A 26455-nucleotide genomic window follows, 5' to 3' on the forward strand; every position below is an offset into this window, starting at 1 on the left:
ATGCACAGAAATCTAAAGTGTACCTGTGCATTACAACTTTGCGAAGGAGACGAAACATGCTGAAACGTCAGCTCGGCAGAAGCGGTTTGGAAGTGTCCTCTATAGGCTTGGGCTGCATGGGCCTGAGTTTCGCCTATGGCCCCGCCCTGGAGCGTAAAGCAGCGATTTCGCTGATCCGCAGCGCTTTCGACAAGGGCGTGAATTTCTTCGACAGCGCCGAGGCGTATGGCCCGTACACCAACGAAGCACTACTGGGCGAAGCATTGGCGCCTATCCGCGATCAGGTGGTTATCGCAACCAAATTCGGTTTCAAAAATGGCCTGACGGCTGAAGGCCTCGACAGCCGCCCCGAGACCATCAAAGCCGTGGTCGAAGCCTCGCTGAAGCGGCTCAAGACTGACCGCATCGAGCTGCTCTACCAGCACCGCATTGACCCGCAGGTTCCGATTGAGGAGGTTATGGGGGCGGTAAAGCAACTGGTCGAAGCAGGCAAGGTGCTGCACTTTGGCATGTCGGAAGCCGGGCCTGAGGCTATCCGCCGCGCGCACGCCGTGCTGCCCGTTGCCGCGCTGCAAAGTGAGTATTCGTTATGGTGGCGTGAGCCTGAAGAGGCGATTCTGCCGTTACTGGAAGAACTCGGAATCGGCTTCGTTCCGTTCAGCCCGTTGGGCAAGGGTTTTTTGACCGGCGCCATCGACGCCGAGACAAAATTTGCGCACGACGACTTCCGTAATCTGGTGCCGCGTTTCACCGAAGAAAACCGCAAGGCCAATGCGAAACTGGTCGAGGTGCTCGGTCAAATCGCCGAGGGTAAAAGCGCAACCCGAGCGCAGGTTGCGTTGGCGTGGCTGTTGGCGCAAAAACCCTGGATCGTGCCCATCCCAGGCACCACCAAGCTGAATCGACTGGAAGAGAACATCGGTGCCGCCAGCCTCGTTCTGGACAACGCCGATCTGGCTGCTATCGCAACGCAACTGGAGCAGATCAAGGTTGCGGGTGATCGCTACCCTGCGCACTTGCAGGAGAGGGTTAACCGCTGACGCGAACGCCCTCCCCTGGCCTTGGTGCGCTCAGCTGACTTTGCGCCCTTCGACCGGGTAGCCCGGGTCGGTGAAACCGTGGGTCGACGCATGGCCCGGCACCACCAGGCTGTCGACCACTTTTTCGTCATCCGGCCCCAGCTCCAGCCCTAACGCTTGCAGGTAGCTGTCCCAGTGAGCCTCAGTGCGAGGGCCGGCGATCGCCGCACTGATCAGCTGATTCTTGAGTACCCAAGCGATGGCAAACGCAACTGAAGTGGTGCCGCGGTCGGCCGCATGCTGGGCGATGGTTTGCGCAATCTTCAACGACTCGGGGCGCCATTCGGTCTGCTGGATACGCTTGTCACCGCGCCCTGCACGCGTGTCAGCCGGCGGCGGCGCGTCCACCGGGTACTTGCCGCTGAGCACACCGCGTGCGAGCGGGCTATAAGGGACTACGCCAAGGCCATAATGGCCGGCGACTGGCAGTTGCTCGACTTCGGCAATACGGTTGACGATGTTGTACAACGGTTGGCTGACGGTCGGCCGCTGGATGCCCAACGAATCGGCGATGCGCACCATTTCGGCGATTTTCCAGCCGTGGAAGTTGGACGCGCCGTAATAGCGGATCTTGCCCTGGCGAATCAGGTCGTCGATTGCGCGCAAGCCCTCTTCCATCGGCGCATCGCTCAGGGTGCGGTGGAAATACAGGATGTCGATGTAGTCGGTGCCCAGACGTTTCAGGCTGGCCTCGACGTTCTGCATGATCCACTTGCGTGACTGGCCCTGTTGATTCGGGCCAGCCTCAGCCGACGACGGGTAGCCGAACTTGGTCGCCAGCACCCAGTTATCACGCTGCGCTGCAATGGCGCGGCCCACCACCTCTTCGGAGCGCCCGCCGTGATAAGCATCTGCGGTGTCAATGAAGTTGATACCGGCGGCACCGGCCTTGTCGATGATGCGCTGGCTGGTGGCTTCGTCGGTCTCGCCGCCGAACATCATTGCGCCCAGGCACAAAGGCGACACTTTCAAGGCACTGCGGCCCAGATAACGGTAATTCATCATTAACCCTCAACGGCGTTCAAAAGATCGATTGATCCTAGACCGATTCGCAGGGGTGATTAAGGCGCAAAAAAAGGATACGGCCATGAGGCTCACTCATGAATGGTCGGTGCCGTGTAGCGCAGAGCCTCCACTACCAGCGCCAGCGCGCGTGACGACTGCCGTCGGCTCGGGTAGTAGATGTGCAAACCCGCAAAGGTCGGAAACCACGCTTCCAGCACCCAGCACAAGCGCCCGGCGGCAACGTGTGCCTTAACCAGATCTTCAGGCAGATACGCCACACCGCAGCCGTCCAACGCCGCCGCGAGCATCGGGTAAGTGCCATTGAACGTCAGTTGGCCGTGCACCCGAACCTGTAATTCACGCTCACCGTTGGCCAACTCCCATGGGTAGCAACCGCCATGCGTGGGCAGCCTGAGATTGATGCAATTGTGCGCGGCCAAGTCGTTCGGCTCCCGAGGCGCCGGGTGCGTTTGCAGGTACGCAGGCGATGCAACCATCGCCATGCGCAGGTCGGGGCCGATTCGAACGGCAATCATGTCCTGGGCAACCTGGTTGCCCAAGCGCACGCCCATGTCATAGCGCTCGGCGACAATATCGGTCAGGCCATAGTCAGTGGTGATTTCGATGTTGATATCGGGGTAGCGCGGCATGAACTCCGCCAGGCGCGGCCACAGCACTGCGTTTGCCGCGTAGTCAGTGGCCGAGATGCGCAGTGTGCCGCGCGGCGAATCGCGCAGCTCGACCACTTCGGCAAGGTCGGCCTCAATCTCGTCGAAGCGCGGCGCGAGTTTGTTGAACAACTGCTCGCCGGCTTCGGTTGGCGCCACGCTGCGTGTGGTGCGCGTCAGCAAACGCACACCCAGCCGGGCTTCCAACGCGCGGATGGTATGGCTCAGCGCCGACTGCGACACGCCGAGCTGTGCAGCAGCACGGGTAAAGCTGCACTCGCGCGCCACCGCCACAAATGCCAAAAGGTCGCCGTATCCTTCGCGCGCCATTGATGAACCTCATTCATAAAGTGATCGCAGTAAAGCCTACATCAGAACACGTTGCATTGATGAGCTGAACTCATGACGCCATGCAGGTTATGCCTCTTAATCAATAGGTCGCGGTTGACTACCATGGGCAGGTCTATTCGTTTCGACACGCCAATGGGGACACTCGATGAAAATGCTCCGCGCGACGACCTTCGCCACCCTTCTCTTCGCCGCTGCCGTGGACGCCGATCAAGGGCAGCCGCGGCCTGACCCAAAGCCTTCAGCGGACGTGCTCGAAGTCACCCCACAGCTTTACGCCTACACCACCGAGTTGCTGTTCGGCGAAGTGTGGAAACGCACCGAGCTGATACCGCGAGACCGCAGCCTGATCACCTTGTCTGCGCTGATCGCCAGCGGCCAGACCCCGCAACTCACCGGGCACATCAAACTGGGGCTCGACAATGGCCTCAAGCCAAGTGAGATCAGCGCATTGATTACCCACTTGGCGTTCTACGCCGGCTGGCCCAACGCAATGTCGGCGGCCGGCGTGGCCAAGCAAGTGTTCAGCGAGCGAAATATCCCCGCCGAGCTGATGTCGCCAACCGCTGGCGCCGCGCTGACACTTGACCCGGACAGTGAAGTAAAACGCCGCGCCGCCGTCGAAGCCGGGGTTGCCGAGGTCGCGCCGGAGCTGGCGCGCTACACCAATGACGTGTTGTTCGGTGACCTTTGGCGACAAAGCACGCTCAGTGCGCGTGACCGCAGCCTGGTCACCGTCGCCGCGCTTATCGCCCAAGGCCAGGCGGCGCAGTTGCCGGTCCACCTCAACCGCGCCATGGACAACGGCCTCAGCCGCGCCCAGGCCGCCGAGGTGGTGACGCACTTGGCGTTCTATGTGGGCTGGCCGAAGGCGATGTCGGCGGTGCCGGTACTCAAGGAAGTCTTCGCTTCGCGCGCGTGAGGTAACGCCACGTTGAGCAATCATGAATTCAGCTCACAGGCTCGTTCCACGTTACCTGGCTAGTGCGCCCCTGCGCACCGACCGAATTGACCTGTTGTATCAGCACCGGGTTGATCCTGCAGTGCTGCCTGTGCTTGAAGAACTGAATATTGGCTTGATGCCGTTCAGCCCACTGGGCGCAGATACGGTGCTGGCCTACTCAGGCGTTGAGGCGCCCTTACAGCACTGACATCAGTTTTTCCTTGGTGATAGGCAAGCTGCGAATGCGTTTGCCCGTGGCGTGGTAGACCGCATTCGCAACCGCCGCCGCCAGGCCGGTCACACCGATTTCGCCGATACCGCGCGCACCGAACTCGCTGAGGTTGTAGTCCGGATAGTCGAGCAACGTCACGTCGATGTCGGGCAAGTCTGCATGCACCGGCACCACGTACTCGGCATAGTTGTTGTTGACCGGCAAACCGCTGCGGGGGTCATTCTCCGAGGCTTCGAACAGCGCCATCCCGAGCCCCATGATGATCGCCCCTTCTACCTGATTACGCGCCGCCAAAGGGTTAACCACCTTGCCCACATCGATGGCACTGACCACGCGTACCACGCGCAGCCGCGAAATGCCTGCGTCCCAGCGTACCTCGACAAAATGCGCGCCGAAGGAGCGATAGGAAAAGTCGCCGCCCTTTGCCCCGCTCTGAAAGTTGCCCTCGGCGCGAGCGATGCGTTGGTGGCGCAATACCTCGGCGAAACTTGCCCGCTGAGCGCCGTTGACGAGATGCCCAGCCTCCACCGCAAGGGTTTCGGCTTTAGCCCCGGCCAGAAGCCCGCCGCTCATCACCGCGTATTCACGCAGCTTGGCAAGCGCCGCGCGCGTAGCGCCAGCGACCGCCGGCAAGATGCTCGCCGTGGCCCACGAACCGCCGGCCAACGCGCCCGGCGGAAACGTGGAGCTACCGAGTTGAACCTCAATACGCTCGAACGGCAGGCCGGTCAGTTGCGCGACCGTCTGCGCAGCCACGGTGTAGGTACCGGTGCCAATGTCTTGCTGGCCGCATTGCACCAACGCGCTGCCGTCAGCGCGAATAATAACTCTCGCGTCAGTCGGCACCTGGTAGGCCTCCCAGTTGCAGGCGCCCATGCCATAGCCAATGACTTCATCAGCGTCACGCATTGAGCCGACCACTGCGTTGCGTGCATGCCAGCCAAATCGTTCGGCGGCGGTATCAATCGCTTCAGGCAGATGATTACTCGACCATTCCAGGTTAAGGCTTTCGTCGCGCGTGGCCAGGTTCAGCTTGCGAAACGCCAGCGGGTCAACCCCGCGCAACAGTGTCAGCTCATCGATTGCCGACTCCAACGCAAACAGACCGGGCGCGGCGCCAGGCGCACGCATTGAGGTGGGAGTGCCTCGATTAAGCGGGCTGTTCTGGTGATTCACCAGCACGTTCGCGCTCCGATGACTTGATCGACAAACGTTGGATTCAGTTCAGCGCTTCGACTGGGGGTGCGCCAAAGCAACTTCGATGGGCATGAACGCCGGCAACAGGCGGCAATCCAGCAGACGTATTTCAACGGTATTGATGCATTCGATAGGCATCGGCTGATCCTGCTTAATTGGCGTGGCGCGAATCTAGCGGTGAGCAGACAAGGCGACTACGCCGCTCAGTCGACATATGCATGTGAGCCCGGTTCATGAATAGCCTGAACGCCCCGTAACGCGTGAGACGGGTGCTGAAATTTCAACCGCGCGGATACAATTTGAAATCATTACCCGCCATAAGGCCGTGCGGTTTAGCGGTGTCGGGTCAGTGCGAGCGACGCACACGCTCAAGCCTGCGAACCGCATCGCAGACAGGCGTGTCGCCCTGAGTGAGCATCTGCGCGTTTTTTCACGGCCATGTAATGCTCGAAACCTTCAGATCCCGCGCCACCCGCGCCTGCGGTAAACACCGAATCCGAGAGCAGTGTGCGGCTCTATTTCAAGCGAGTTCCAGATAGAGTAGTTAACCAATATAAAGTAGGATGCCGCTGATTAAGGATAAGGAATCAACGTGCCTCAAAAAAATTCGATAGCGCTAATCCGCTACCCCAGTTTTGATTTGGTTCGGCTACTTTTAGCGCTGGAAGTTGTTGTCGCGCATACGTGGCCGACGATCGATCCAAGCGTAGGCTGGCCAGGCTTTATAATGGCCGTCCCGGCCTTTCTTGCAGTCAGTGGCTTCCTTGTACTTAAAAGCTACGCCACCTCGGGATCGTGGGTCATCTTCACAAAAAAACGCGCATTACGAATATTTCCAGCACTTTTCACTTCATTCGTATTAGGTTTTTTACTGATTGATTGGGCGTTCGTTGAAGCGTCGTTTATCAATTGGATTTCTGGCGGACTGTACGGCTTTCCGGGCCTTGCCAACGCACCCTTGTGGTCACTGGCGTGGGAGGAATTGGCCTACGTATGCCTGGCCCTGCTCTGGACAATTGGCGCTTATAAAAAACCACTCTTCATCTGGGCGCTCCTCGCCGTGTCTTCAGCCATCTCGGCGTATGTCGTCCATTCCGGGTTTAGCCCACGCACACAAGTAATCTCATTTCTCGCGCCGGCTTTTTTTGTCGGGAACCTGACCTATATTTACAGCACCACACTTTTAAAGTTAGGCAACATTTTGCCTTGGCTGTTTTTCATTGGCATTTGTGCGTGGGGCACGTCTTCACACCCCGTACTTCAAGCCTTCGCTACCGTATGGGCGGGCATGGCGGGTCGGCAGTTATTACCGGTTCGCATTCCGGATATAAGTTACGGAATTTACATCTACCATATGCCGGTGTTGCTGTATCTCACCGTCGTGTGCGGCGTAACCTCACCAGTCACGCTCATCACGTTAATGGTTGCTACCCTTGTTCCGCTGTGCCTGGCGAGTTGGTACCTGATCGAAAAGCCATTTTTACGACTGAAATAAAAGGCCTCCCGAGAGGACAAGCCGCTTGCCCAAGCGACCTGCCGAGGTCCTAAACCAGCACCGCCGGAGCGTGGCCCTGATGATGTGCGCATTTAGAATCGAGCATTGTTGACAGCTCTGAAACCCGTTGGCTCTCACGTCCGCAATCATGCGGACTTCGAATTGGCCGAGCAGCGCCGATCAGCCGAAGTGGCCGGGTTTATTTTAAATGCTTTCTATTTTGGGGTTACATCAATGCCTTTCTCTTGAAGTTGGCGCGTCAAATAGATAACCGCTGCTTTCAACTGATAGAGCTCTTCACGGTCCGATACGGACAGATAACCATCCGGATTAACCGTGACTGAATCTGGGTTGGTTGCCTGGACATCCTGGGCAAGGTTTCCTGTTTCATTCGTGGCGATCTTCTGGCGTTTTTCAGTGACTACGCCATTGGCATCAGTCTCTTTCCAAACCACATAGCGATCAGACACGTAGACCTTGTTCGCCAATACCCGCTGCATGCTCTTGGCGTAATCAACTTCCCCATGAATATCCTGAAGCCGGCTATCAGTAACTGTCATCACGCGACCGGCCTGCACGTCGCCAACAAAGTAGCCGGAATAGTTGCTTTTACCGCCAACCGCATTTGCGTAGACGCCATAGTTTGTATCATTGCGGCCCTCGACGATTGCTCGATAGCCCGATGCCTCTTTTCCGTCAGTGGCAAGGACGGTGGAGCTGTTACCACGCGCATCCTCCGAGCCGGTCACAGCGCTGCTGATGCGGGCTTCCTGCGCGGTGACTCTGCCTTTACCAGTGGACACTTCGGAAGGCTCAACACTGGAAACGGATGCGGCGACAGAACCTGTCCGCGTGCCACCACCCGAAACCAGGGTTGAGGCGGCAACTCCATACGCCCCGTTTGCACGCTCAAAAGTGTTCGATACTGGCGAGGTGTTGGTGCCATCCGTCATCGAATCAATGGCCATTGCTGCATTACGCGCAGAAAAAGCCCGCAGCGCTGAGTCACGTCCGCGAGAGTCGGCCAACATCGAGTAACCCCAGTCGCCTTGTTTTTTCAGGCCCGCTACCGATGCGTTATCGATGCTTGTGGCGCCCTTCGCATAACCAAGAACGCCATATCCAGGGCCAGCATCATTCAGGCGCTCGCCATAAACACCCGCGCCGTCTTTAGATTCATTCTTGCCGTAAACACCATGGCCAGAGCCGGTGAGAACCTTGTAGCCAGTCACTCCGCTGCCCGATCCAGTGCCGCGCATCAAGCCATAAACGCCGGAGCCGGCCCCGCTTTCCCACCGGGTGCCGATTACACCGTTGCCTGGGCCGTCCGCGCGACGATTACCGACGATCGCATCAGCCGTATTCGTACGCGCAGTAGCGCCACCAATGGCGCCACCGCCGCCACCCCCATCACCCTCGTCCAAGGCGTGGAAAGCATATCCAGATCCCAGGGGGCCCATAGCCTTATGGTGTGCAGACACAGCATCGGAAATACTGGTCGTATTCTTTATCACGAGAAGAGAGCTGGGCGCCTGGACAGCGTCGTCCGTGACGATGCTTACATGATGCTCGATAGATTCAGGGATTGCCTCAGCAAAAGCCGCCGAAGAGGTGACACCCAACATCAAAGCCACAGCCAAATTGTTCATTCGTCCACTTCCTGAAAAACGAGAATATACAATACATGACCCCGCAGCAGTCAGGCTGGGAGGGCGCACCGAGCACAACTCTGCCGCCAGCGCCTGCAGAAGCGCCGAGAGACTTTTACGCGAACGAGAAAATCTGGAGCGCTGTCTTTGCAGTCGAGGCCTGCACACTGACATTCTGGATGCGGGCGAAGCCAGCCGACTGCCGGGGCACACGGACAAGCGAATTACCGCTACGGTTTATCGACGTGTCGGGGAGATCGTGAAGCCCGCCCGCTGACCGAAACTCGCGAGTAGTTGCGCAAACCACCTGAAATGATGCGCAAACGGTAGAGAGTCAAGAGCATGGCTTGACCAAACCCCAGAAACGCAAAAGCCCCGCTTTCGCGGGGCTCTCGTGTAAATCTTGGCGGGAAACCAGGGATTCGAACCCTGGGAACGCTATTAACGTTCGCCGGTTTTCAAGACCGGTGCATTCAACCACTCTGCCAATTTCCCTTTTGCATCACAGGATTATCGTAGACCTTCCTGCCTCAGCGGGCGCCATAATACCCGAATGAAACACACTGTCAAACTCTCGCCATCGCTTGTTACAGAGCGTCTGTTATGATCTTTGCGACTGAACGTTTCAAAACTGAAGGAGTGTCGCCATGCGCGATCAGAATTACGCAGTGAATGGCAACGCGCAGGCTGAGCAGCTTGAAGTCAGCCGCGTCTTGCGCAATACCTATGGCTTGCTCGCCCTTACGCTCGCATTCAGCGGCGTGATGGCGTTCGTGGCGCAGCAAATGCGCGTTGGCTACCCGAATATCTTTGTCGTGTTGATCGGCTTCTACGGTCTGTTTTTCCTGACCAACAAGCTGCGTGACTCGGCGTGGGGCCTGGTGTCGGCATTTGCCTTGACCGGTTTCATGGGCTTTATCCTCGGCCCTATCCTTAACCGTTACCTCGGCATGGCCGGCGGCGCGGAAGTGGTCAGCTCGGCGTTTGCGATGACGGCGCTGGTGTTTGGTGGTCTGTCGGCTTATGTGCTGATCAGCCGCAAGGACATGAGCTTCCTGGGTGGTTTCATCACCGCAGGCTTCTTTGTGTTGCTGGCGGCAGTGGTTGCGGGCATGTTCTTCCAGATCAGCGGCTTGCAGTTGGCGATCAGCGCGGGTTTTGTGCTGTTCTCCTCTGTGTGCATCCTGTTCCAGACCAGCGCGATCATTCATGGCGGTGAGCGTAACTACATCATGGCGACCGTTAGCCTGTATGTATCGATCTACAACCTGTTCATCAGCCTGTTGCAGATCTTCGGCATCATGAGCCGCGATGACTGATTGTTAGTGCTATAAAAAATGCCCCGTATCGAAAGATACGGGGCATTTTTGTTTTCATACGGCGGTTGCAGGCTCAGTACTGGTTGGGTTCCATTTCCAGAGTCACCTTGAAGCGTTGAGCAATATCCTGCTGGATACGCCGCGCCAGGTTGGCAATGTCTTGCCCGGTGGCGGCGCCATAGTTGACCAGCACCAGTGCCTGCATTTTATGCACGCCCGCATCGCCTTCACGAAAGCCTTTCCAGCCTGCCTTGTCGATCAGCCAACCGGCGGCAAGCTTCATTTGCCCGTCAGGCTGCGGGTACGCCACCAAGTCGGGATACTTCGCCTGTAGTTCTGCGGCCAACGCCGTGGACACCAGCGGGTTTTTGAAAAAACTGCCTGCATTACCCAACTCAGCCGGGTCCGGCAATTTTTCGCGGCGAATGCTGCAAATGGCGCGGCTGACATCGCTGGGCGTCGCCTGCGTGATGCCCTGCCCGGCCAAGCGCTGTTGCACGGGGCCGTAGTCGAGTTTCAGGTGGCTGACGCGGCTCAAGGCAAAACGCACGCGCAGGATCAGCCAGCGCCCGGTTTCGTGCTTGAACAGACTGTCACGGTAGGCGAAGTTGCATTCTGCCAGGCTGAAGTCGCGCAGTTCGCCGGTTTGACGATCCAGCGCGGTCAGGCCGGCAAACACATCCTTGATCTCCACGCCGTAAGCGCCGATGTTCTGCATCGGTGCGGCGCCGACGGTGCCGGGGATCAGGCTGAGGTTTTCCAAACCGCAAAAACCGTGTTCCAGGGTCCACAGCACAAAGGGGTGCCAGGCTTCGCCCGCTTCAGCCTCAACGACCACGTGCAGGCCATCATCCTGGAGCACTCGAATGCCTTGGGTCGCCATGCGCACCACCAACGCCTGTATGTCTTGGGTCAGCAGCAAATTGCTGCCACCGCCGATCACCAGCAGCGGCGACGCGTGCGCGGCGGCGTAGGCCAGGGCTTCACGCACCTCGGCGTCGCTGCGCGCCTCGGCGAACCATTGGGCGCGTACGTCGATGCCAAAGCTGTTGAATGGCTTGAGCGACACCTGCGCAAGCACATGCAGGCTCATAAACGCCCCTTCAATTCGATCACCAATAGATCACATGCACGCTCGATCAGATCAAGCACCCGTTCAAAGCCTTGTTCGCCTTCGTAGTAAGGGTCTGGCACTTCTTCCACTTCGCCGTCGTAGCGGCGCAGGAACACGTCCAGCTCCGCCTTGCCGTGCGCCGGCTGCAAGGCCTTGAGGTTGCGCAGGTTGCTGTGGTCCATGGCGAGGATCAGGTCATAACGCGCAAAGTCGGCGCGAGAGACCTGCTGAGCACGTTGCGCCGACAGGTCATAACCGCGCGCCCGTGCCGCGCGTTGGCTGCGCTGGTCCGGCGGGTTACCGACGTGCCATTCGCCCGTCCCGGCTGACGCTACTTCGATTTGGCCGGCCAGCCCGGCTTCGCGCAACTTATGCCGCAGGACGCCCTCGGCAGTCGGTGAGCGGCAGATATTGCCCAAGCAGACAAACAGAACCTCCATCAGGCCCCCAGAACGCGACGGACGCGCTCAAGGTCTTCCTGAGTGTCAACACCGGCGGGCGGCGCTTCGAGGGCGTCACCTACGTGGATGCGCACGCCGTGCCACAGGGCACGCAGTTGCTCCAACGACTCAGTGCTTTCCAGCCAGCACGGGCCCCAACTGACGAAATCGTGCAGGAAACCGGCGCGGTAGGCGTAGATGCCGATGTGGCGGCGGTACGGCACACCCTCCGGCAATACGTCGGGGTGCTTGGCGAAGGCGTCTCGCGCCCACGGCAGGATCGAGCGGCTGAACGTCAGCGCCAGGCCATTGATGTCGCTGACCACTTTCACCACGTTGCGGTTGAACAGCGTGTCGATGTCTTCGATCGGCTCAGCCAGAGTCGCCATGCGCGCTTCGCCATGCGCCGCCAGGTTGGCGGCCACCTGGTCGATCACGCTCGGCGGGATCAACGGCTCATCACCCTGCACATTGACGACGATTGCATCGGGCGCCAGGCCCAACTGCGTGGCGACTTCGGCCAGGCGGTCGGTGCCGGAGTTGTGGTCTTCGCGGGTCAGCACCGCCTCGGCACCAAAACCCTTGCAGGCTTCGATGATGCGCGGGTCATCGGTGGCAACTACAACGCGCTCGGCGCTGCTTTTGCAGGCCTGCTCCCACACCAGCTGGATCATCGGCTTGTTGCCGATCAAGTGCAGCGGTTTGCCCGGCAGGCGGGTCGACGCGTAACGCGAAGGAATAATAACGGTAAAGGCGGTGGTCATTTATCCAGGCGCTCATCGGTGGTCAGGGTGCGGGCTTCGCTCTCCAGCATCACCGGGATGCCATCACGGATCGGGTAAGCCAGGCCGGCGCCCTTGCTGATCAGCTCGGTTTTGTCGGCGCTGAGCTTGAGCGGGCCTTTGCAGATCGGGCAAGCGAGAATATCGAGCAGTTTGGTGTCCATGAGTGTTTCCTGGAAAAAAGCGATTTAAGGCAAACGTCGGGCGGGCAGCAAGCGCATCAGTTGCGTGTCGAACCAGGCGACAAACGCGGGCGACGGCAGCGCATCCACCGCAAGGTACCACCAGTCGGGCTGGGCAAAGGCGCGGCACTTCACCGCGTCCTTTTCGGTCATGACCAGCGGCAATGACGGGGCAAAATTCAACACCTCTGCGCTGTACGGCGCGTGGTCGGCAAACGCATGCGGTATTGGCTGCCAGTGTAGCGTTTCAAGGGTATTGAAGAAACGATTCGGGTTGCCGATGCCGGCGACCGCATGCACCGGCTGACCAACCGGAAAATAGTCGACCGGCTGGCGCTCACCGGTGCTCAGGTTAACCAATGCCGCGGGGACCAGTCGAAAAGCAAAACCGCCTTCGGGATCAGAGCCTGCGCCGTTGTAGAGCAGCGCATCGACGCTTTGCAGACGCTCGACCGGCTCGCGTAACGGCCCGGCGGGCAGGCAACGGCGGTTGCCGAGGCCGCGCGCGGCGTCGATCAGCACCAGCTCAAGGTCACGCGCCAAACGGTAATGCTGCAGGCCGTCATCGGAAAGGATCAAGTCCAGCGGCTCGCTGGCCAGCAGCGCCTTTACGGCGCGACCGCGATCAGGGTCAATCATCAATGGAACGCCGCAGCGCTGCACGATCAGCAACGGCTCATCACCCGCAATCCCGGCGCTATGGCTGGCCTCGACTCGCCACGGCAACTGCGGCGGTTTGGCGCCGTAGCCACGGCTGACAACGCCGACGCGCAAGCCACTGCGACGACAGTGCTCGATCAGCCATAGAATTAATGGGGTCTTGCCGGTGCCGCCCACCGTAATATTGCCAACCACCACCACCGGCACGGGCGATTGATAGATCTCGCCCTCGCCCGCCAGAAAGCGCGCACGTTTGCGCTGCACCACTCGGCGATACAGCGATTCGAGCGGGCGCAGCAGCGCGAGTGCCGGATGGCCCTTGTACCAGGCGTTGACCAAACGATCAGACAGGGCCATCAGGGCTGCGCCGCCGCCTCAACGGTGGTCATGCGCAAGTGGCTGAAACCCAGCTTGCCGGCCGCGTCCATCGCGGTGATCACGGCTTGGTGCTGGGTTTTGCCATCGGCGCTGATGGAGAGCGGCATGTTGGTATCGCCGCCGGACTCTTTCTGCAGCGCCTCCATGAGGCTGGTGAGGTCGTTTTTCTCGAGCAACTGGTTATTCACCGAAAACACCCCATCGGCACTGATGGCAACGTCCAGTTGTTTGACTTCCTGGTCCTCGGCTGGCGAGCCGCTCACCGCTTCCGGCAAGTCGACACGCAGCTGGGTTTGCCGGGTAAAAGTGGTGGTGACGACAAAAAACAGCAGCAGGATGAACACCACGTCGATCAGCGACGCAAGGTTGATGTCGACATTTTCCCGTCGCTTGCGGCGAAATTTCACACTCGGCCCTCGACAAAATCTACATCACGATCGCCCTGCACCACTTCCACCAACTTGATCGCTTCTTGCTCCATACCGACCACCAACTCGTCGATACGCCGCTGCAGGAAACGGTGGAAAAATACCGAGGGAATGCCGACCATCAAGCCCGCTGCCGTGGTAATCAGCGCCTTGGAAATACCGCCGGCGAGGACGGCGGCGTTGGTGGTCATGCCCGAGCCCATGAACGAGCTGAAAATATCAATCATGCCCAGCACCGTACCCAGCAGGCCGAGCAACGGCGCCATCGCGGCAATGGTGCCGAGCGCGTTGATATAGCGCTCCATTTCATGGATGACGCGGGCGGCAGCCTCTTCAATGCACTCCTTCATGATCTCGCGACCATGCTTGGAGTTGGCGAGGCCAGCGGCCAGAATTTCACCCAACGGTGAATCGGCGCGCAGCTCCTTGAGCTTTTCCTTGTCCAACTGCTTGTTCTTGATCCAGCCCCACACCTGCCCCAGCAGGTGTTCAGGGGTGATGCGGCTGGCGCGCAGGGTCCACAGGCGTTCGGCTACGATGCCGAGTGCGGCGATGGAGCTCATGATGATCGGCAACATCATCCAGCCGCCGGATTTGACCAATTCCCACACAGTGAATGTCCCCTCGAAAAAGTGCGCCACTTTACCATATAGGTTCGCCAGCGGGGTTCGTCGGCCACACACCCGCGCGTAGCCGGCCCTGGTCTTTGGTAACGCGTGATTACGGTAACGCTTCGCGCCAGAAACGTCGTTGACTTCGCGCAACGTCAGGCGGCTTGAAGGCCCCCAGTTGCAGGCGGATGGCACCCTGCTCGGCGCTGTCATAGACAAGGCTGCCGACTGCTTGATAACGCGTCAGCACTTGCGGATGCGGGTGACCAAAGGCGTTACCACGGCCTCGGGAAATCAACACCGACTTGGGCGCCAGGCGCTGTATAAAAGCCTCGGAAGAAGAGCTACGGCTGCCATGGTGAGGGGCTTGCAGCCAATCGGTGGGCACCGCCAGGGGTGAGTCGAGCAGCGCGCGTTCAGCCGCGCGGTCAATATCACCGGTCAGCAGCAAGCGCTCGCCATTGGCCTGAACCTGCAACACGCAGGACTTCGGATTGCTGCTAGTGGCTCCAGGCCACTGCCACAGCTCAAATACCACGCCATCCCACTCCCACTGTTCACCGCTGATGCACGCCTGGGTGCCCAGCACTACCGGCAGCCCTTGGGTCTCTCCGCCCACCACCCGTTTTACCGCAAGCGCACGCGCAACAGCCGCCGCACCGCCTGCGTGATCGGCGTGGGCGTGGCTGATGACCATCATGTCCAACGCGCTCACCCCGAGTTTTCTCAAGGATGGCAATACCACGCGTGCGCCGAGATCAAAGTCCCCGGAGCGCGGCCCAGCGTCGTAGAGCAATGTGTGATGACGCGTGCGCAGAATCAACGCCAGGCCTTGGCCGACGTCCAACTGCACCACCTCCACCTGCCCGTGCGGCACCAGCGCTCGCGGTGGGTAGAGGGCGAGCAACAGCATTGGCCAGCCGAGCAGCCGAAACGGCACGCCATTGGGCAACAGTAATAACACCGCGCCCGCCAGACTTACCCACCAATAACCGGTAGGCACCTGCGCCGGTATCCAGGCCGGGCGTTGCTCGGCCAGCAGCGCCAAGCCGCTGAACAGCCCATTCAGTGCCCCGCCGGCCAGCCACAGCAAGCCCTCCCCGACAACAGGCACCGCCAGCAACGCGGTCCCCAGCAGTGCCAACGGCAACACCACCACGCTGATCCACGGCACGGCAAACAGATTGGCCACCGGCGCAGTGAGGCTGATCGGCAAGCCGAGCACCAGCAAGACCGGCAACAAGCCGATGGCAATCAGCCATTGCGGGCGCGCCCACACTTGCCACAGGTTCCACGGCCCCAGACGCCCGCTGAACGTCAGCAGCAGAACCGCGACCGCGGCAAATGACAGCCAGAACCCAGGTTGCAAACTGGCCAAGGGCTCAAGCACCAGCACCGCAATGAGCGCCAACAATAACGGCCACCACACGCCCAGGTGCCGAAAGCGCAAACGCCACAGCAATACCAGCCCGGCCATCACGCACGCCCGCTGTACCGGCACGCCGAATCCCGCCAGCAAGCCGTAACCCAGCGCTGCGGCGAACGCCAGGCCGCACGCCCACGGCAGCCACGGCAAGGCTCGCGGCCAAAAACCATAACGCGCCAGCCCCGCCACCAACCCGTAGATCAAACCCGCCAGTAAACCGATGTGTTGGCCGGAAATCACCAGCAGATGCACCGTGCCGGTGTCTTGTAGAATCTGCCAATCCTCAACACCCAGCCCCGAACCGTCGCCCAGCACCAGCGCCGCCAAACCCGCCTCACGGCCTTGAGCATCCAGCGCTTGCAGGCGTTGCCGCACGCCATCGCGCCACGCGTTGCGGGCTGGCGCCAGGCGCTGGCCATCTTTCACCGAGGCGGTTGCGCCGATGCGTTGGGCCAGCAGCCAGGCCTCGTGATCAAAGCCATGAAAATTAAGCAACCCTGACGGCCGCTTCAATTTGAGCGCAAGGCGCCAACGCTCGCCGCTGTGTACCGGCGGGCCGCCGTGCCAGGACACACGGATGCGCTTGGGTAATTGAGCGTTGCGCGACCAACTGTCGGATAACTCAAAACGTACCCCGGTGCTCGTCTGTTGCGGTAACCCGATGACTCGGCCTTCTACCCAGCGCGTCTGGCCGTCCAGCGCAGGCGTGAGGCGATCCTCCAAGGCCGCTTGCGCGCTCAGGCAGGCCCAACTCACGCCCAGCAGGAAGAACGCCACGGGGTAAGTGCGAAACGGCAACAGCATCAATGCCAGTACCAACAGGGCCAGCAGCCAACCCGTAGGCGGCAGTGCCGGTAAAAATCGCAACGACAGCAAGCCAAGCCCGAGCGCGAACATCCCAGTTCTCATGAATCATCCCTTTCAAGTGATCCACTCAGTTTTAGTCGAACGTCGAGTACGGCCTATGATGTTTTGTCACAAAGTCTGAATTTTCTGTTTATGGAATGCGGGCATACTTGCCCCTCGAACTGACCTGGACCCCTTATGCCCCGGCGCCTATTCAAACGGTACATGCCCGATCCCGTGAGTATCAGGGAACACAAGTCCTTACGATTTCTCGGCACGCTGCTGCATGACCCTAACCTTTGGCACCTGAACCGGCACTCGGTGGCACGCGCAATGGCGGTGGGTTTGTTCGCGGCCTTTATCCCCATTCCAATGCAAATGTTGTTGGCGGCGATCCTCGCGATTGCCGTGCGCGGCAATATGCCCATCGCCATCAGCCTGGTGTGGCTGACCAACCCGATCACCATGCCGGTGGTGTTTTTCTGCACCTACCTGACCGGCGCCTGGCTGATGAATGTGCCGCCGCGCAGCCTGCCCGACAACCTGACCTGGGAATGGATCAGCGGCCAGTTGAGTACGTTGTGGCAGCCGTTCCTGCTGGGTTCGGTGGTGTTGGGCCTGGTGTTAGGCGCGCTGGCCTATTGCCTGACCATGGGCTACTGGCGCTGGTGGGTCGCACACCAATGGAACAAGCGCAAACAGCGCCGTGCTTGAGCAATAACCCCTCAACAGACGCGGTCGCATCCGCGTGTTGTGTGCACACAAGCAACCTCCCCGCCGCTGCACGCCATTGAGCGCAATGCTCAAACGCAAGCCGATTTGAATGCCCCAACATTGCCATATGTCATTAATTTGCGAGATTCCAGACCTCGCAAATGGCTACACTGCGCAGGTGGCGCGGGCCGGATGCCTGCGTGAGTCATTGACATCAATGTGGTAGCAGGAGAGTGGCGTGCTTAGAAGAATGGGGATAAAAGGCCGCGTACTGTTGCTGACTTTATTACCGACCAGCCTGATGGCCCTGTTGTTGGGGGGCTATTTCACCTGGATGCAGCTGTCGGAGCTGCAAAGCCAATTGCTGCAACGCGGCGAAATGATTGCAGAGCAATTGGCGCCGCTGGTGGCCCCGGCCTTGAGCAGTAAAAACACCGACTTGCTCGAACGGATCGCCACTCAATCGCTGGATCAGCAGGACGTGCGCGCGGTGTCGTTCCTGGCGCCGGATCGCTCGCCGCTGGCCCACGCCGGCCCGACGATGCTCAACCAACAGCCGGTCGGCAACAGTTCCCACTTGCTGCAACGCACCGGCAATGACGCCACACGCTACCTGCTGCCGGTATTTGGCCGCCATCGCAACCTCGCCGGTGAACTGATCCCCGACGAAGCCGACCGTCTGCTGGGCTGGGTCGAGCTGGAACTGTCGCACAATGGCATGCTGCTGCGCGGTTATCGCAGCCTGTTCGCCAGCTTGCTGTTGATCGCCATTGGCTTGATATGCACCGCCGCCCTGGCGCTGCGCATCAGCCGCACGATCAATGCGCCGATTGGCCTGATCAAACAAGCCGTGGCCCAGCTCAAGGACGGTAACCTGGAAACGCGCTTGCCGCCGCTGGGCAGCCAGGAGCTGGACCAATTGGCCTCGGGCATCAATCGCATGGCCGGCACCTTGCAAAATGCCCAGGAAGAGCTGCAACACAGCATCGATCAGGCCACTGAAGACGTGCGCCAGAACCTGGAAACCATCGAGATCCAGAACATCGAGCTGGACCTGGCGCGTAAGGAAGCGCTGGAGGCCAGCCGTATCAAGTCAGAATTCCTGGCCAACATGAGCCATGAAATCCGCACCCCGCTTAACGGCATCCTCGGCTTTACCCACTTGCTGCAAAAAAGCGAGCTGTCACCGCGTCAGCTGGATTACTTGGGCACTATCGAAAAATCCGCCGACAACCTGCTGGGCATCATCAACGAGATCCTCGATTTTTCGAAAATCGAAGCCGGCAAGCTGGTCCTCGACAGCGTGCCTTTCAACTTGCGCGACCTGCTGCAAGACACCCTGACCATCCTCGCCCCGGCCGCGCATGCCAAACAGTTGGAACTGGTCAGCCTGGTGTACCGCGACACCCCACTGGCGCTGGTCGGCGACCCGCTGCGCCTCAGGCAGATCCTCACCAACCTGATCAGCAACGCGATCAAATTCACCCGCGAAGGCACCATCGTCGCCCGCGCGATGGTCGAGGACGAACAGGAAGACAGCGTACAACTGCGCATCAGCGTGCAGGACACCGGCATTGGCCTGTCCAATCAGGATGTGCGCGCGCTGTTCCAGGCGTTCAGCCAGGCCGACAACTCGCTGTCGCGCCAGCCCGGCGGTACTGGCCTGGGCCTGGTGATCTCCAAGCGATTGATCGAGCAAATGGGCGGTGAAATCGGTGTAGACAGCACGCCGGGCGAAGGTTCGGAGTTCTGGATCAGCCTGAACTTGCCGAAAACCCGCGACGACGTCGAAGACCTGCCCTGCGCGCCGCTGCTGGGTCGCCGCGTGGCGGTGCTGGAAAACCACGAACTGGCGCGCCAGGCCCTGCAACACCAGTTGGAAGACTGCGGCCTGGAGGTCACGCCGTTCAACACCCTCGAAAGCCTGACCAACGGCATCACCAGCGCGCATCAGACAGAACAGGCGATTGACCTCGCCGTGCTCGGCGTGACCGCCAACGATATTCCGCCGGAACGCCTCAACCAGCACCTGTGGGACCTTGAGCACTTGGGCTGCAAAGTGCTGGTGTTGTGCCCGACCACCGAACAGATGCTGTTCAACCAATCGGTGCCCAACCCCAACAGCCAATTGCAAGCCAAGCCTGCGTGTACGCGCAAACTGCGCCGCGCCCTCGCCGACCTGATCAGCCCGCGCCCGTTGCGCAACGAGCCCGGCGAGCCGCTGGGCAGCCGCGCACCGCGTGTACTGTGCGTGGACGACAACCCGGCGAACCTGCTGCTGGTGCAAACCCTGCTCGAAGACATGGGCGCCAAGGTGCATGCGGTGGAAAGCGGCTACGCTGCCATCGACGCGGTCAAACAGGAGACCTTCGACCTGGTATTGATGGACGTACAAATGCCTGGCATGGACGGCCGCCAAAGCACCGAGGCGATCCGCCAATGGGAAAGCGAGCGCCACGGTACGCCATTGCCGGTGGTCGCCCTCACCGCCCACGCCATGGCCAACGAAAAACGCGCCCTGCTGCAAAGCGGCATGGACGACTACCTGACCAAACCGATCAGCGAACGGCAACTGGCGCAGGTGGTGTTGAAGTGGACCGGGCTTGCGCTACGCAATCAGGGGCCGGAACGTACCCACGAAGGTTTGGGCAACGGGGTGCAACTGCTGGTGCTGGACCACGAGGAAGGCCTGCGCCTGGCCGCCAACAAGACTGACCTGGCGGCGGACATGCTCGCCATGCTGCTGGCCTCTCTGGAAGCCGACCGCCAGGCGATAAACGTCGCCCGTGAAGCGAATGACAACAATGCGCTGATCGAACGCGTGCACCGCCTGCACGGCGCCACCCGCTACTGCGGCGTACCGCAATTGCGCGCCGCTTGCCATCGCGCAGAAACCCTGCTCAAGCAAAACGACGGCAAAGCCATGGCGGCGTTGGACGAGCTGGACATGGCGATTGCCCGACTGGCTCGGGAGGCGCGCGTCAGCGTTTGAACGTCGTAACGTTAAACTTTGTGGGAGCGGGCTTGCTCGCGATGCAGTCACCTCGAACCATCAGGCACACCGCGTTGAGGCCATCGCGAGCAAGCCCGCTCCCACAGTTGACCGCGTTGGGCTTGCGAAATCGGAACTGCAGGGAGCTATTTTTATGCGCGTGATTCTTTTCAGCAGCCAGGCCTATGACCGCGACAGCTTTATCGGCGAGCCGCTGCCGGCAGGCGTTGAACTGCACTTTCAGCCGGCCCGGCTGAACCTCGACACCGTGGCCCTGGCTGAACACCACGCAGTGGTGTGCGCGTTTATCAACGATGACCTCAGCGCGCCGGTGCTGGAACAACTGGCCAAAGGCGGCACGCGCCTGATTGCCTTGCGCTCGGCCGGTTACAACCATGTCGACTTGCCCGCCGCCAAGCGCTTCGGGCTGGCCGTCGCGCGCGTGCCGGCCTATTCGCCGCACGCGGTGGCCGAGCATGCCGTGGCACTGATCCTCGCCCTCAACCGCCGCCTGCACCGTGCCTACAACCGCACCCGCGATGGCGATTTCAGCCTGCACGGGCTGACCGGCTTCGACGTGGTCGGCAAAACCGTCGGCGTGGTCGGCACCGGGCAAATCGGCGCGACCTTTGCCAAAATCATGGCCGGTTTCGGCTGCCAATTACTCGCCTTCGACCCCTTCCCCAACCCGCAGGTTGAGGCCCTCGGCGCCCGCTATGTGAGCCTTGCCGAGCTACTCGCGCAGGCGCAGATCATCAGCCTGCACTGCCCGCTGACCGCCGACAGTAAACACCTGATCAACGCCAACTCCCTGGCGCGGATGCAACCCGGCGCGATGCTGATCAACACCGGTCGCGGCGGCTTGGTGCATACGCCCGCGCTGATCGACGCGCTCAAGGACGGCCAACTCGGCTATTTGGGCCTGGATGTGTACGAAGAAGAAGCCCAACTGTTTTTCGAGGACCGTTCGGACCTGCCCCTGCAAGACGACGTACTTGCGCGCCTGCTCACCTTCCCCAACGTGATCATTACCGCGCACCAGGCGTTCCTCACGCGTGAGGCCCTTGCGGCGATTGCCGGCACCACGTTGGCCAACATTGCCGCGTGGGCCGCGGGCCAGCCGCAGAACCTCGTCGAAGGTTGATCAGCGGTCACATACCAGGCCCATGATAGGTCGGCACCCGTGATAGGATGCCGCGCCTATTTGGAGGATCCATGGCCGAACACGATTTCCGCTTCAGCTTGCTGAGCCCGCAACACACCCTGATCGAATGCCGCGCCCTGGTGCCGGGCCGCTACCAGGTCACTGGCAACGGTGGTTCGATCAAGCATGGCGACGTAATGATCGTCACCCTGCGCGGCAGTAAAACCCTGTCGATGCGCCTGACCGTCGAAGGTGATGCGCGTTACTCCATCCGCCCGGCGGGCCAATGGGTCGCCATGGCCCAGGGGCCGAAGTTTGGCGAACTCGAGATTCACACCTGGAAGGTCAACTGCGACAGTTGCGACAGCGTGCTCGAGTTTGAATTCGCGGTAGAAACCAAACTGACCAAAGAGCCGTTGCAACCGGCCGCCACTGCGCGCATCAACGCCTTGGGCTGGGCGACCGAGGGCGACCAGCACCGCTGCCCGAAATGCCAGCAGGCCGCGTTGTGAGAGGCCCGCTGCTGCTCGCTGTGATCGGTGCAGCCCTGGCCGGTTGCGCCGGTGATGCGGTAAAGCTCAAGCAGGACCACAGCTACGTGGTGGAATGGATCGGTGAACGGCCACTGATGGATTACGCGCACCTGACCGTCACCCTCGGCGCTGATGGTCGCGCCTACGGTAACGGCGGCTGCAACCACTGGTTCGCGCCCTACACCGTGGCCGGTCAAAAGCTTAGTTTCGGCAAGATCGGCAGCACCCGCAAACGCTGCGCCGAGGCCTTGATGGAGCAGGAACAGCGCTTCTTCCAGGCCCTGCAAGGCGTGCAGCGTTGGGACATTTCGCCAATCGAGCAGACGCGTTTCTGGCCAGCCGAGGGCAAACCTCTGCGCCTGTGGCTGGAAGAAGGCTGATAGCGGCCAACTGTGGGAGCGGGCTTGCTCGCGATGGCCTCAACTCGGTATGCCTGATGGTCCGAGGTGCCTGCATCGCGAGCAAGCCCGCTCCCACACTTTTAACCGCGCAAGGCTTTGAGTTTGGCCAGCACGCCTTCCGCCGTCTGCTCGCCCATCAACTGCTCGCGTACCTTGCCCTTGTCATCAATGATGTAGGTCACCGGTAACGCCTCGCTGCGCGGAATATCGAAAATCTCTTCAGGGTTCTGTGCCAACACGGTGAACTTGATGCCCAGCTTCTCGCTGGCAGCCTTCAACTCCTCGCCCTGCACATTATCGAAATTGACCCCGAACACCCCTACATTCTGCGCTTTCAGCTGCTCGGCCAACGCATTCAGCTGCGGGATTTCGGTGCGGCACGGGCCGCACCATTCGGCCCAGTAGTTGACCACTACCCATTGCTTGTCCAAGCGTTCGGCGGCGACTTTTTTGCCATATTGGTCAACGCCGTAGTCGTTACCGCAGCCGCTGAGCAGCAGGGTTGTGATGATCGCCAATGCACCGATCAGTCGCCTTGTCATGGGGTAATCCTTCGCAAAAAAATGAACGTTGGCTGCGACCTGTCGCCGCTTGTGGTTTAAGGACAGGTGGCTGCGCAGGTAGAATACCCGCCACCTTACGCAAGATGCGACCCGCACATGACCGATCTGACGCTTTATCACAATCCGCGCTGCTCGAAATCACGCGGTGCGCTCGAACTGCTGCAAGCGCGTGGCCTCAACCCGAGTGTGGTGCGCTACCTCGAAACCCCGCTGGATGCCACGCAATTAAAGGCCCTGCTCGGCAAGCTGGGGATCGGCGCGCGGCAACTGCTGCGCACCGGCGAAGACGAATACACAACCCTCAACCTGGCTGACGCCAGCCTCAGCGAAGCGCAATTGATCGCCGCCATCGCCGCGCACCCCAAGCTGATGGAACGCCCGATCCTGGAAACCGCTGACAAGGCCGTCATTGGCCGTCCGCCAGAGAACCTGCTGGAGATTCTGCCGTGACGACTGCGTATGTGCTGGTCTTGTATTACAGCCGCAATGGCTCGGTGAGCGAAATGGCCCGGCAGATTGCACGCGGTATCGAGCAAGGCGGGCTGGAAGCACGGCTGCGCACCGTACCGGCGATTTCCACCGAGTGCGAAGCCGTGGCGCCGAGTATCCCGCAGGAAGGCGCGCTGTATGCCAGCCTGGATGATCTGAAAAACTGCGCGGGCCTGGCCCTCGGTAGCCCCACGCGGTTTGGCAACATGGCCGCGCCGCTCAAGTACTTCCTCGACGGCACCAGCAACCTGTGGCTCACCGGCGCGCTGGTCGGCAAGCCGGCCGGTGTATTCACCTCCACCGCCAGCCTGCACGGCGGCCAGGAAACCACGCTGATGTCGATGCTGCTGCCGTTGCTGCACCACGGCATGCTGATCACCGGCCTGCCCTACAGTGAACAGGCGCTGCTGGATACTCAGGGCGGTGGTACGCCGTATGGCGCCAGCCATCACTCCGGGGCAGACGGCAAACGCGCACTCGACCCGCACGAGATCGCCTTGTGCCGGGCACTGGGCCTGCGCTTGGCCAAAACCGCCACGCTGCTGAGGAACGGCAGTGGCCAGCAAGCCTAAAGCCCTGCCGCCGCGAGCATGGCTGGCGCCACGGGTAAAAGCCGCACGCGTGTTAAGCCTGCTGGCGTTTTTTGCCTTGGTGGGCTTGCTGTGCGGGTATTACCTGTTCGTCGCCGACCTGCACGGTGCACGCCCGTGGGTCATCCTGCTGATCGAGCTGGTGCCGCTGCTGGTGTTGGCGCCGGGGATATTGCAGGGCAGCGCGCGCGGGCACTCGTGGCTGTGCTTTGTGGTGAACCTGTATTTCATCAAAGGCGCGCTGGCAGCGTATGACCCGAATCGCCAGTGGTTCGGCGTGCTGGAAATGCTCGCGAGCCTGGCGGTGTTTTGTACTGCGCTGCTGTATGTGCGCTGGCGGCATCAGCTGAATCGGTTGGCACAATGACTGTTGTTCACTGAAAGCACGCTAATTGTGGCGAGCGGGCTTGCTCGCGTTGGGCTGCGCAGCGGCCCCAGTACAGCAACCGCACTCTTCCAGGTATAAATTCGCCGTCTGGTTTGGGGCTGCCATGCAGCCCATCGCGAGCAAGCCGGCTCGCCATAGACTGCGTTGATCAGTGGTTAACGGTGTAAGCCAACATCATCGATAACTGACACATTGGCCGGCCGCTCTCGGCGTGCCATTGGTTGAACGCGCCCTGCACCGTCGCCAGGTCGCGCAGGCTGGTCGGCGCCTTGTCGACGATCTTCTGCGCGTTGAGCGCCGCGACCACGTCATCGCTCGGCACAAACGTATCCTTGCCGACCATGCGCAGAAAGCGCGGTGCCGACAACCCGCCGAGTTGGTGGCCGTGTTTGCTCAGGTACTTCCACAAGCCGACGATGTCGGTCACCGGCCACTCCGCGATAAACGCGCCGAAGCTGCCTTTTTCCTGTTCGATGTCGAGGATCATCTGCGCATTGCGCGGCACGCTCTTGAGCTTGCCCAGGTGGCGAATGATGCGAGCGTCCTGCATCAAGCGCTCCAGGTGCTCTGCGCCCATCAGCACGACTTTTTCCGGGTCGAAGCCGAAGAACACCTGCTCAAACGCCGGCCACTTGCCATCCACCACACTGTGCTTGAGCCCGGCGCGGAATACCCGCAGCGCCAGGGTCGACAGGTAGCGGTCAGCGCTGATCTTGCGCAATTGCGCCGGGGTTTTGGGCACTGGCAGATGGGCTTCCAACTTTGCCGCTGAACCGAAGCGGTTCAGACAATATTCGTGCAGCCACTTGTAATCGCGCATGCCCTCTCCTGGCAATTGAATTGAAAACGGCGCCCGCAAGCGCCGTGTGTCAGAGCGTTGAAAAGGCTCAGAGGTTCATTACATTGACGAAGCGCGAAGCGGCCGTCTCATCGATGCGCAGGCTGGTGAAGTCGAACAGGTTGCGGTCGGCCAATTGCGATGGCTGCACATTCTGCAGGCTGCGGAAGATGCTTTCGGTACGCCCCGGGGTCTTGCGCTCCCAGTCCAGCAGCATCTCCTTGACCACTTGGCGCTGCAGGTTTTCCTGCGAGCCACACAGGTTGCACGGGATGATCGGGAATTGCTTGAGATCCGAATACGCCTGGATGTCTTTCTCGTTGCAATAGGCCAGCGGGCGAATCACCACGTTGCGCCCGTCATCGGCGCGCAGCTTGGGCGGCATCGCCTTGAGCGAGCCATTGAAAAACATATTCAGGAAGAACGTCTCAACGATGTCATCGCGGTGATGCCCCAAAGCCATCTTGGTCGCGCCGATTTCATCGGCGAACGTGTAGAGCGTGCCACGGCGCAGGCGCGAGCACAGTGAGCAGGTGGTCTTGCCTTCCGGGATCAGCTCCTTGACCACCGAATAGGTGTCTTTTTCGACGATGTGGTACTCGACCCCCAAACCTTTGAGGTAGGCCGGCAGCACGTCTTCGGGAAAGCCTGGTTGTTTCTGGTCCATGTTGACGGCGACGATCCCGAACGTGATCGGCGCGACCTTTTGCAGGTGCAGCAGCACGTCAAGCAGGGTGTAGCTGTCTTTGCCGCCGGAGAGGCACACCATGACCTTGTCGCCGTCCTCGATCATGTTGAAGTCGGCGACCGCTTCCCCGGCCAGGCGACGCAGGCGTTTTTGCAGTTTGTTCTGGTTGACCGTAAGAGTGCCCATGGCGCTAGGATCCGCTGGAGGTGTGTGACGAAAAGCCGAGTATTTTAGCGGTATGCGCGAGCAAGTTCCAATATGCGATCGAGCACCCGACAACCGACCGCGCCGCGATTAAAGCCAATGTTCACAG

Annotated in this window: 27 protein-coding genes, 1 tRNA gene and 2 pseudogenes; 14 read left to right on the top strand and 16 right to left on the bottom strand. The window is 60.5% G+C overall.

The features are described from left to right. Positions 1 to 56 precede the first annotated feature (56 nt). Positions 57 to 1040, top strand: coding sequence for an aldo/keto reductase (locus AO240_RS22850; protein ID WP_099239461.1), 984 nt, complete (start codon positions 57 to 59; stop codon positions 1038 to 1040). Between the two features lie 30 nt (positions 1041 to 1070). Here the strand turns inward: AO240_RS22850 and AO240_RS22855 are convergent, their stop codons facing one another. After that, entirely contained in the window at positions 1071 to 2081 is a 1011-nt protein-coding gene (locus AO240_RS22855; protein WP_099239463.1) for an aldo/keto reductase, read from the bottom strand. Positions 2082 to 2173: 92 nt separating this feature from the next. Further along, the gene (locus tag AO240_RS22860) at positions 2174 to 3082 is read right to left on the bottom strand and encodes a LysR family transcriptional regulator (RefSeq protein ID WP_099239465.1); all 909 of its coding nucleotides are present in this window, start codon (positions 3080 to 3082) and stop codon (positions 2174 to 2176) included. 166 nt (positions 3083 to 3248) lie between these two features. Between AO240_RS22860 and AO240_RS22865 the strand changes: the two genes are divergently transcribed. Beyond that, a complete protein-coding gene (locus AO240_RS22865; protein ID WP_099239467.1) occupies positions 3249 to 4022 on the top strand; it encodes a carboxymuconolactone decarboxylase family protein in 774 nt (257 codons plus the stop codon). A gap of 22 nt (positions 4023 to 4044) precedes the next feature. Further along, positions 4045 to 4251, top strand: coding sequence for a hypothetical protein (locus AO240_RS22870; RefSeq protein WP_099239469.1), 207 nt, complete (start codon positions 4045 to 4047; stop codon positions 4249 to 4251). Here the strand turns inward: AO240_RS22870 and AO240_RS22875 are convergent. Beyond that, positions 4240 to 5460: pseudogene (locus tag AO240_RS22875) on the bottom strand (xanthine dehydrogenase family protein molybdopterin-binding subunit); the annotation flags it as partial. The gene AO240_RS22870 and the pseudogene AO240_RS22875 overlap by 12 nt on opposite strands. Positions 5461 to 6064: 604 nt before the next feature. Here AO240_RS22875 and AO240_RS22880 point away from each other — a divergent pair. Next, positions 6065 to 6967, top strand: a complete 903-nt coding sequence (locus AO240_RS22880) for an acyltransferase (protein WP_158231400.1) — start codon at positions 6065 to 6067, stop codon at positions 6965 to 6967. Positions 6968 to 7182: 215 nt separating this feature from the next. On the opposite strand, the gene AO240_RS22885 is transcribed toward AO240_RS22880, so the two are convergent. Next, the gene (locus AO240_RS22885; RefSeq protein WP_143505451.1) at positions 7183 to 8616 is read right to left on the bottom strand and encodes a hypothetical protein; all 1434 of its coding nucleotides are present in this window, start codon (positions 8614 to 8616) and stop codon (positions 7183 to 7185) included. A 166-nt stretch (positions 8617 to 8782) separates the two neighbouring features. Here AO240_RS22885 and AO240_RS29085 point away from each other — a divergent pair. Further along, positions 8783 to 8893, top strand: a pseudogene (locus tag AO240_RS29085) (integrase); the annotation flags it as partial. Positions 8894 to 9020: 127 nt separating this feature from the next. On the opposite strand, the gene AO240_RS22895 reads toward AO240_RS29085, so the two are convergent. After that, a tRNA-Ser gene (locus AO240_RS22895) sits at positions 9021 to 9111 on the bottom strand. A 152-nt stretch (positions 9112 to 9263) separates the two neighbouring features. Between AO240_RS22895 and AO240_RS22900 the strand changes: the two genes are divergently transcribed. Then, positions 9264 to 9935, top strand: a complete 672-nt coding sequence (locus AO240_RS22900; protein WP_099239479.1) for a Bax inhibitor-1/YccA family protein — start codon at positions 9264 to 9266, stop codon at positions 9933 to 9935. 73 nt (positions 9936 to 10008) lie between these two features. Here AO240_RS22900 and murB read toward each other — a convergent pair whose 3' ends face one another. The 8 genes from murB to AO240_RS22940 all read right to left on the bottom strand — a co-directional run bounded on the left by murB (position 10009) and on the right by AO240_RS22940 (position 16865). Then, the gene (gene murB, locus AO240_RS22905) at positions 10009 to 11028 is read right to left on the bottom strand and encodes a UDP-N-acetylmuramate dehydrogenase (protein ID WP_099239481.1); all 1020 of its coding nucleotides are present in this window, start codon (positions 11026 to 11028) and stop codon (positions 10009 to 10011) included. Next, complete coding sequence (locus tag AO240_RS22910; RefSeq protein ID WP_099239483.1) at positions 11025 to 11489, bottom strand: low molecular weight protein-tyrosine-phosphatase; 465 nt, start codon at positions 11487 to 11489, stop codon at positions 11025 to 11027. Before AO240_RS22910 ends, murB begins: the two co-directional genes overlap by 4 nt. After that, positions 11489 to 12253, bottom strand: a complete 765-nt coding sequence (kdsB, locus tag AO240_RS22915; protein ID WP_058415462.1) for a 3-deoxy-manno-octulosonate cytidylyltransferase — start codon at positions 12251 to 12253, stop codon at positions 11489 to 11491. The genes AO240_RS22910 and kdsB overlap by 1 nt, the downstream gene beginning before the upstream one ends. Further along, on the bottom strand, positions 12250 to 12435 hold the full coding sequence (locus AO240_RS22920) for a Trm112 family protein (protein WP_003174668.1): 186 nt from the start codon (positions 12433 to 12435) through the stop codon (positions 12250 to 12252). The genes kdsB and AO240_RS22920 overlap by 4 nt, the downstream gene beginning before the upstream one ends. Positions 12436 to 12459: 24 nt before the next feature. Then, complete coding sequence (lpxK, locus tag AO240_RS22925) at positions 12460 to 13470, bottom strand: tetraacyldisaccharide 4'-kinase (protein ID WP_099239485.1); 1011 nt, start codon at positions 13468 to 13470, stop codon at positions 12460 to 12462. After that, entirely contained in the window at positions 13470 to 13898 is a 429-nt protein-coding gene (locus AO240_RS22930; RefSeq protein WP_099239487.1) for a biopolymer transporter ExbD, read from the bottom strand. Before AO240_RS22930 ends, lpxK begins: the two co-directional genes overlap by 1 nt. Next, positions 13895 to 14530 (bottom strand): MotA/TolQ/ExbB proton channel family protein, encoded by a 636-nt coding sequence (locus AO240_RS22935; RefSeq protein WP_099239489.1) that lies wholly within the window; start codon positions 14528 to 14530, stop codon positions 13895 to 13897. Before AO240_RS22935 ends, AO240_RS22930 begins: the two co-directional genes overlap by 4 nt. A gap of 109 nt (positions 14531 to 14639) precedes the next feature. After that, a complete protein-coding gene (locus tag AO240_RS22940; RefSeq protein WP_099239491.1) occupies positions 14640 to 16865 on the bottom strand; it encodes a DNA internalization-related competence protein ComEC/Rec2 in 2226 nt (741 codons plus the stop codon). 135 nt (positions 16866 to 17000) lie between these two features. On the opposite strand from AO240_RS22940, the gene AO240_RS22945 reads away from it, so the two are divergent. From AO240_RS22945 to AO240_RS22965, 5 genes are all read left to right on the top strand, one after another. Continuing rightward, the gene (locus tag AO240_RS22945) at positions 17001 to 17516 is read left to right on the top strand and encodes a DUF2062 domain-containing protein (RefSeq protein WP_099239493.1); all 516 of its coding nucleotides are present in this window, start codon (positions 17001 to 17003) and stop codon (positions 17514 to 17516) included. Between the two features lie 238 nt (positions 17517 to 17754). Further along, positions 17755 to 20508 carry a response regulator gene (locus AO240_RS22950; protein WP_099239495.1) on the top strand — a complete coding sequence of 918 codons (2754 nt, stop codon included), beginning with the start codon at positions 17755 to 17757 and terminating at the stop codon, positions 20506 to 20508. Positions 20509 to 20662: 154 nt separating this feature from the next. After that, positions 20663 to 21652 carry a 2-hydroxyacid dehydrogenase gene (locus AO240_RS22955; RefSeq protein ID WP_099239497.1) on the top strand — a complete coding sequence of 330 codons (990 nt, stop codon included), beginning with the start codon at positions 20663 to 20665 and terminating at the stop codon, positions 21650 to 21652. 71 nt (positions 21653 to 21723) lie between these two features. Further along, entirely contained in the window at positions 21724 to 22164 is a 441-nt protein-coding gene (locus AO240_RS22960; RefSeq protein ID WP_099239499.1) for a hypothetical protein, read from the top strand. Beyond that, on the top strand, positions 22161 to 22565 hold the full coding sequence (locus tag AO240_RS22965) for an META domain-containing protein (RefSeq protein WP_099239501.1): 405 nt from the start codon (positions 22161 to 22163) through the stop codon (positions 22563 to 22565). Before AO240_RS22960 ends, AO240_RS22965 begins: the two co-directional genes overlap by 4 nt. Before the next feature lie 101 nt (positions 22566 to 22666). On the opposite strand, the gene AO240_RS22970 is transcribed toward AO240_RS22965, so the two are convergent. Further along, positions 22667 to 23128 carry a TlpA disulfide reductase family protein gene (locus AO240_RS22970; RefSeq protein ID WP_099239503.1) on the bottom strand — a complete coding sequence of 154 codons (462 nt, stop codon included), beginning with the start codon at positions 23126 to 23128 and terminating at the stop codon, positions 22667 to 22669. 117 nt (positions 23129 to 23245) lie between these two features. Between AO240_RS22970 and arsC the strand changes: the two genes are divergently transcribed. From arsC to AO240_RS22985, 3 genes are read left to right on the top strand one after another with little or no spacing between them, the layout of a single operon-like run. Continuing rightward, a complete protein-coding gene (gene arsC, locus AO240_RS22975) occupies positions 23246 to 23599 on the top strand; it encodes an arsenate reductase (glutaredoxin) (RefSeq protein WP_099239505.1) in 354 nt (117 codons plus the stop codon). Next, positions 23596 to 24210, top strand: a complete 615-nt coding sequence (wrbA, locus tag AO240_RS22980) for an NAD(P)H:quinone oxidoreductase (protein ID WP_099239507.1) — start codon at positions 23596 to 23598, stop codon at positions 24208 to 24210. The genes arsC and wrbA overlap by 4 nt, the downstream gene beginning before the upstream one ends. After that, on the top strand, positions 24194 to 24595 hold the full coding sequence (locus tag AO240_RS22985; RefSeq protein WP_099239509.1) for a DUF2069 domain-containing protein: 402 nt from the start codon (positions 24194 to 24196) through the stop codon (positions 24593 to 24595). The genes wrbA and AO240_RS22985 overlap by 17 nt, the downstream gene beginning before the upstream one ends. Positions 24596 to 24764: 169 nt before the next feature. On the opposite strand, the gene AO240_RS22990 is transcribed toward AO240_RS22985, so the two are convergent. Together AO240_RS22990 and ttcA are read right to left on the bottom strand one after the other, a co-directional pair. Continuing rightward, a complete protein-coding gene (locus AO240_RS22990) occupies positions 24765 to 25436 on the bottom strand; it encodes a DNA-3-methyladenine glycosylase I (protein WP_099239511.1) in 672 nt (223 codons plus the stop codon). 67 nt (positions 25437 to 25503) lie between these two features. Next, on the bottom strand, positions 25504 to 26328 hold the full coding sequence (ttcA, locus tag AO240_RS22995; RefSeq protein ID WP_058415477.1) for a tRNA 2-thiocytidine(32) synthetase TtcA: 825 nt from the start codon (positions 26326 to 26328) through the stop codon (positions 25504 to 25506). Between the last annotated feature and the right edge of the window lie 127 nt (positions 26329 to 26455).

The organism is Pseudomonas sp. ICMP 460, from assembly GCF_002723595.1.
GTDB lineage: Bacteria > Pseudomonadota > Gammaproteobacteria > Pseudomonadales > Pseudomonadaceae > Aquipseudomonas > Aquipseudomonas kitaguniensis.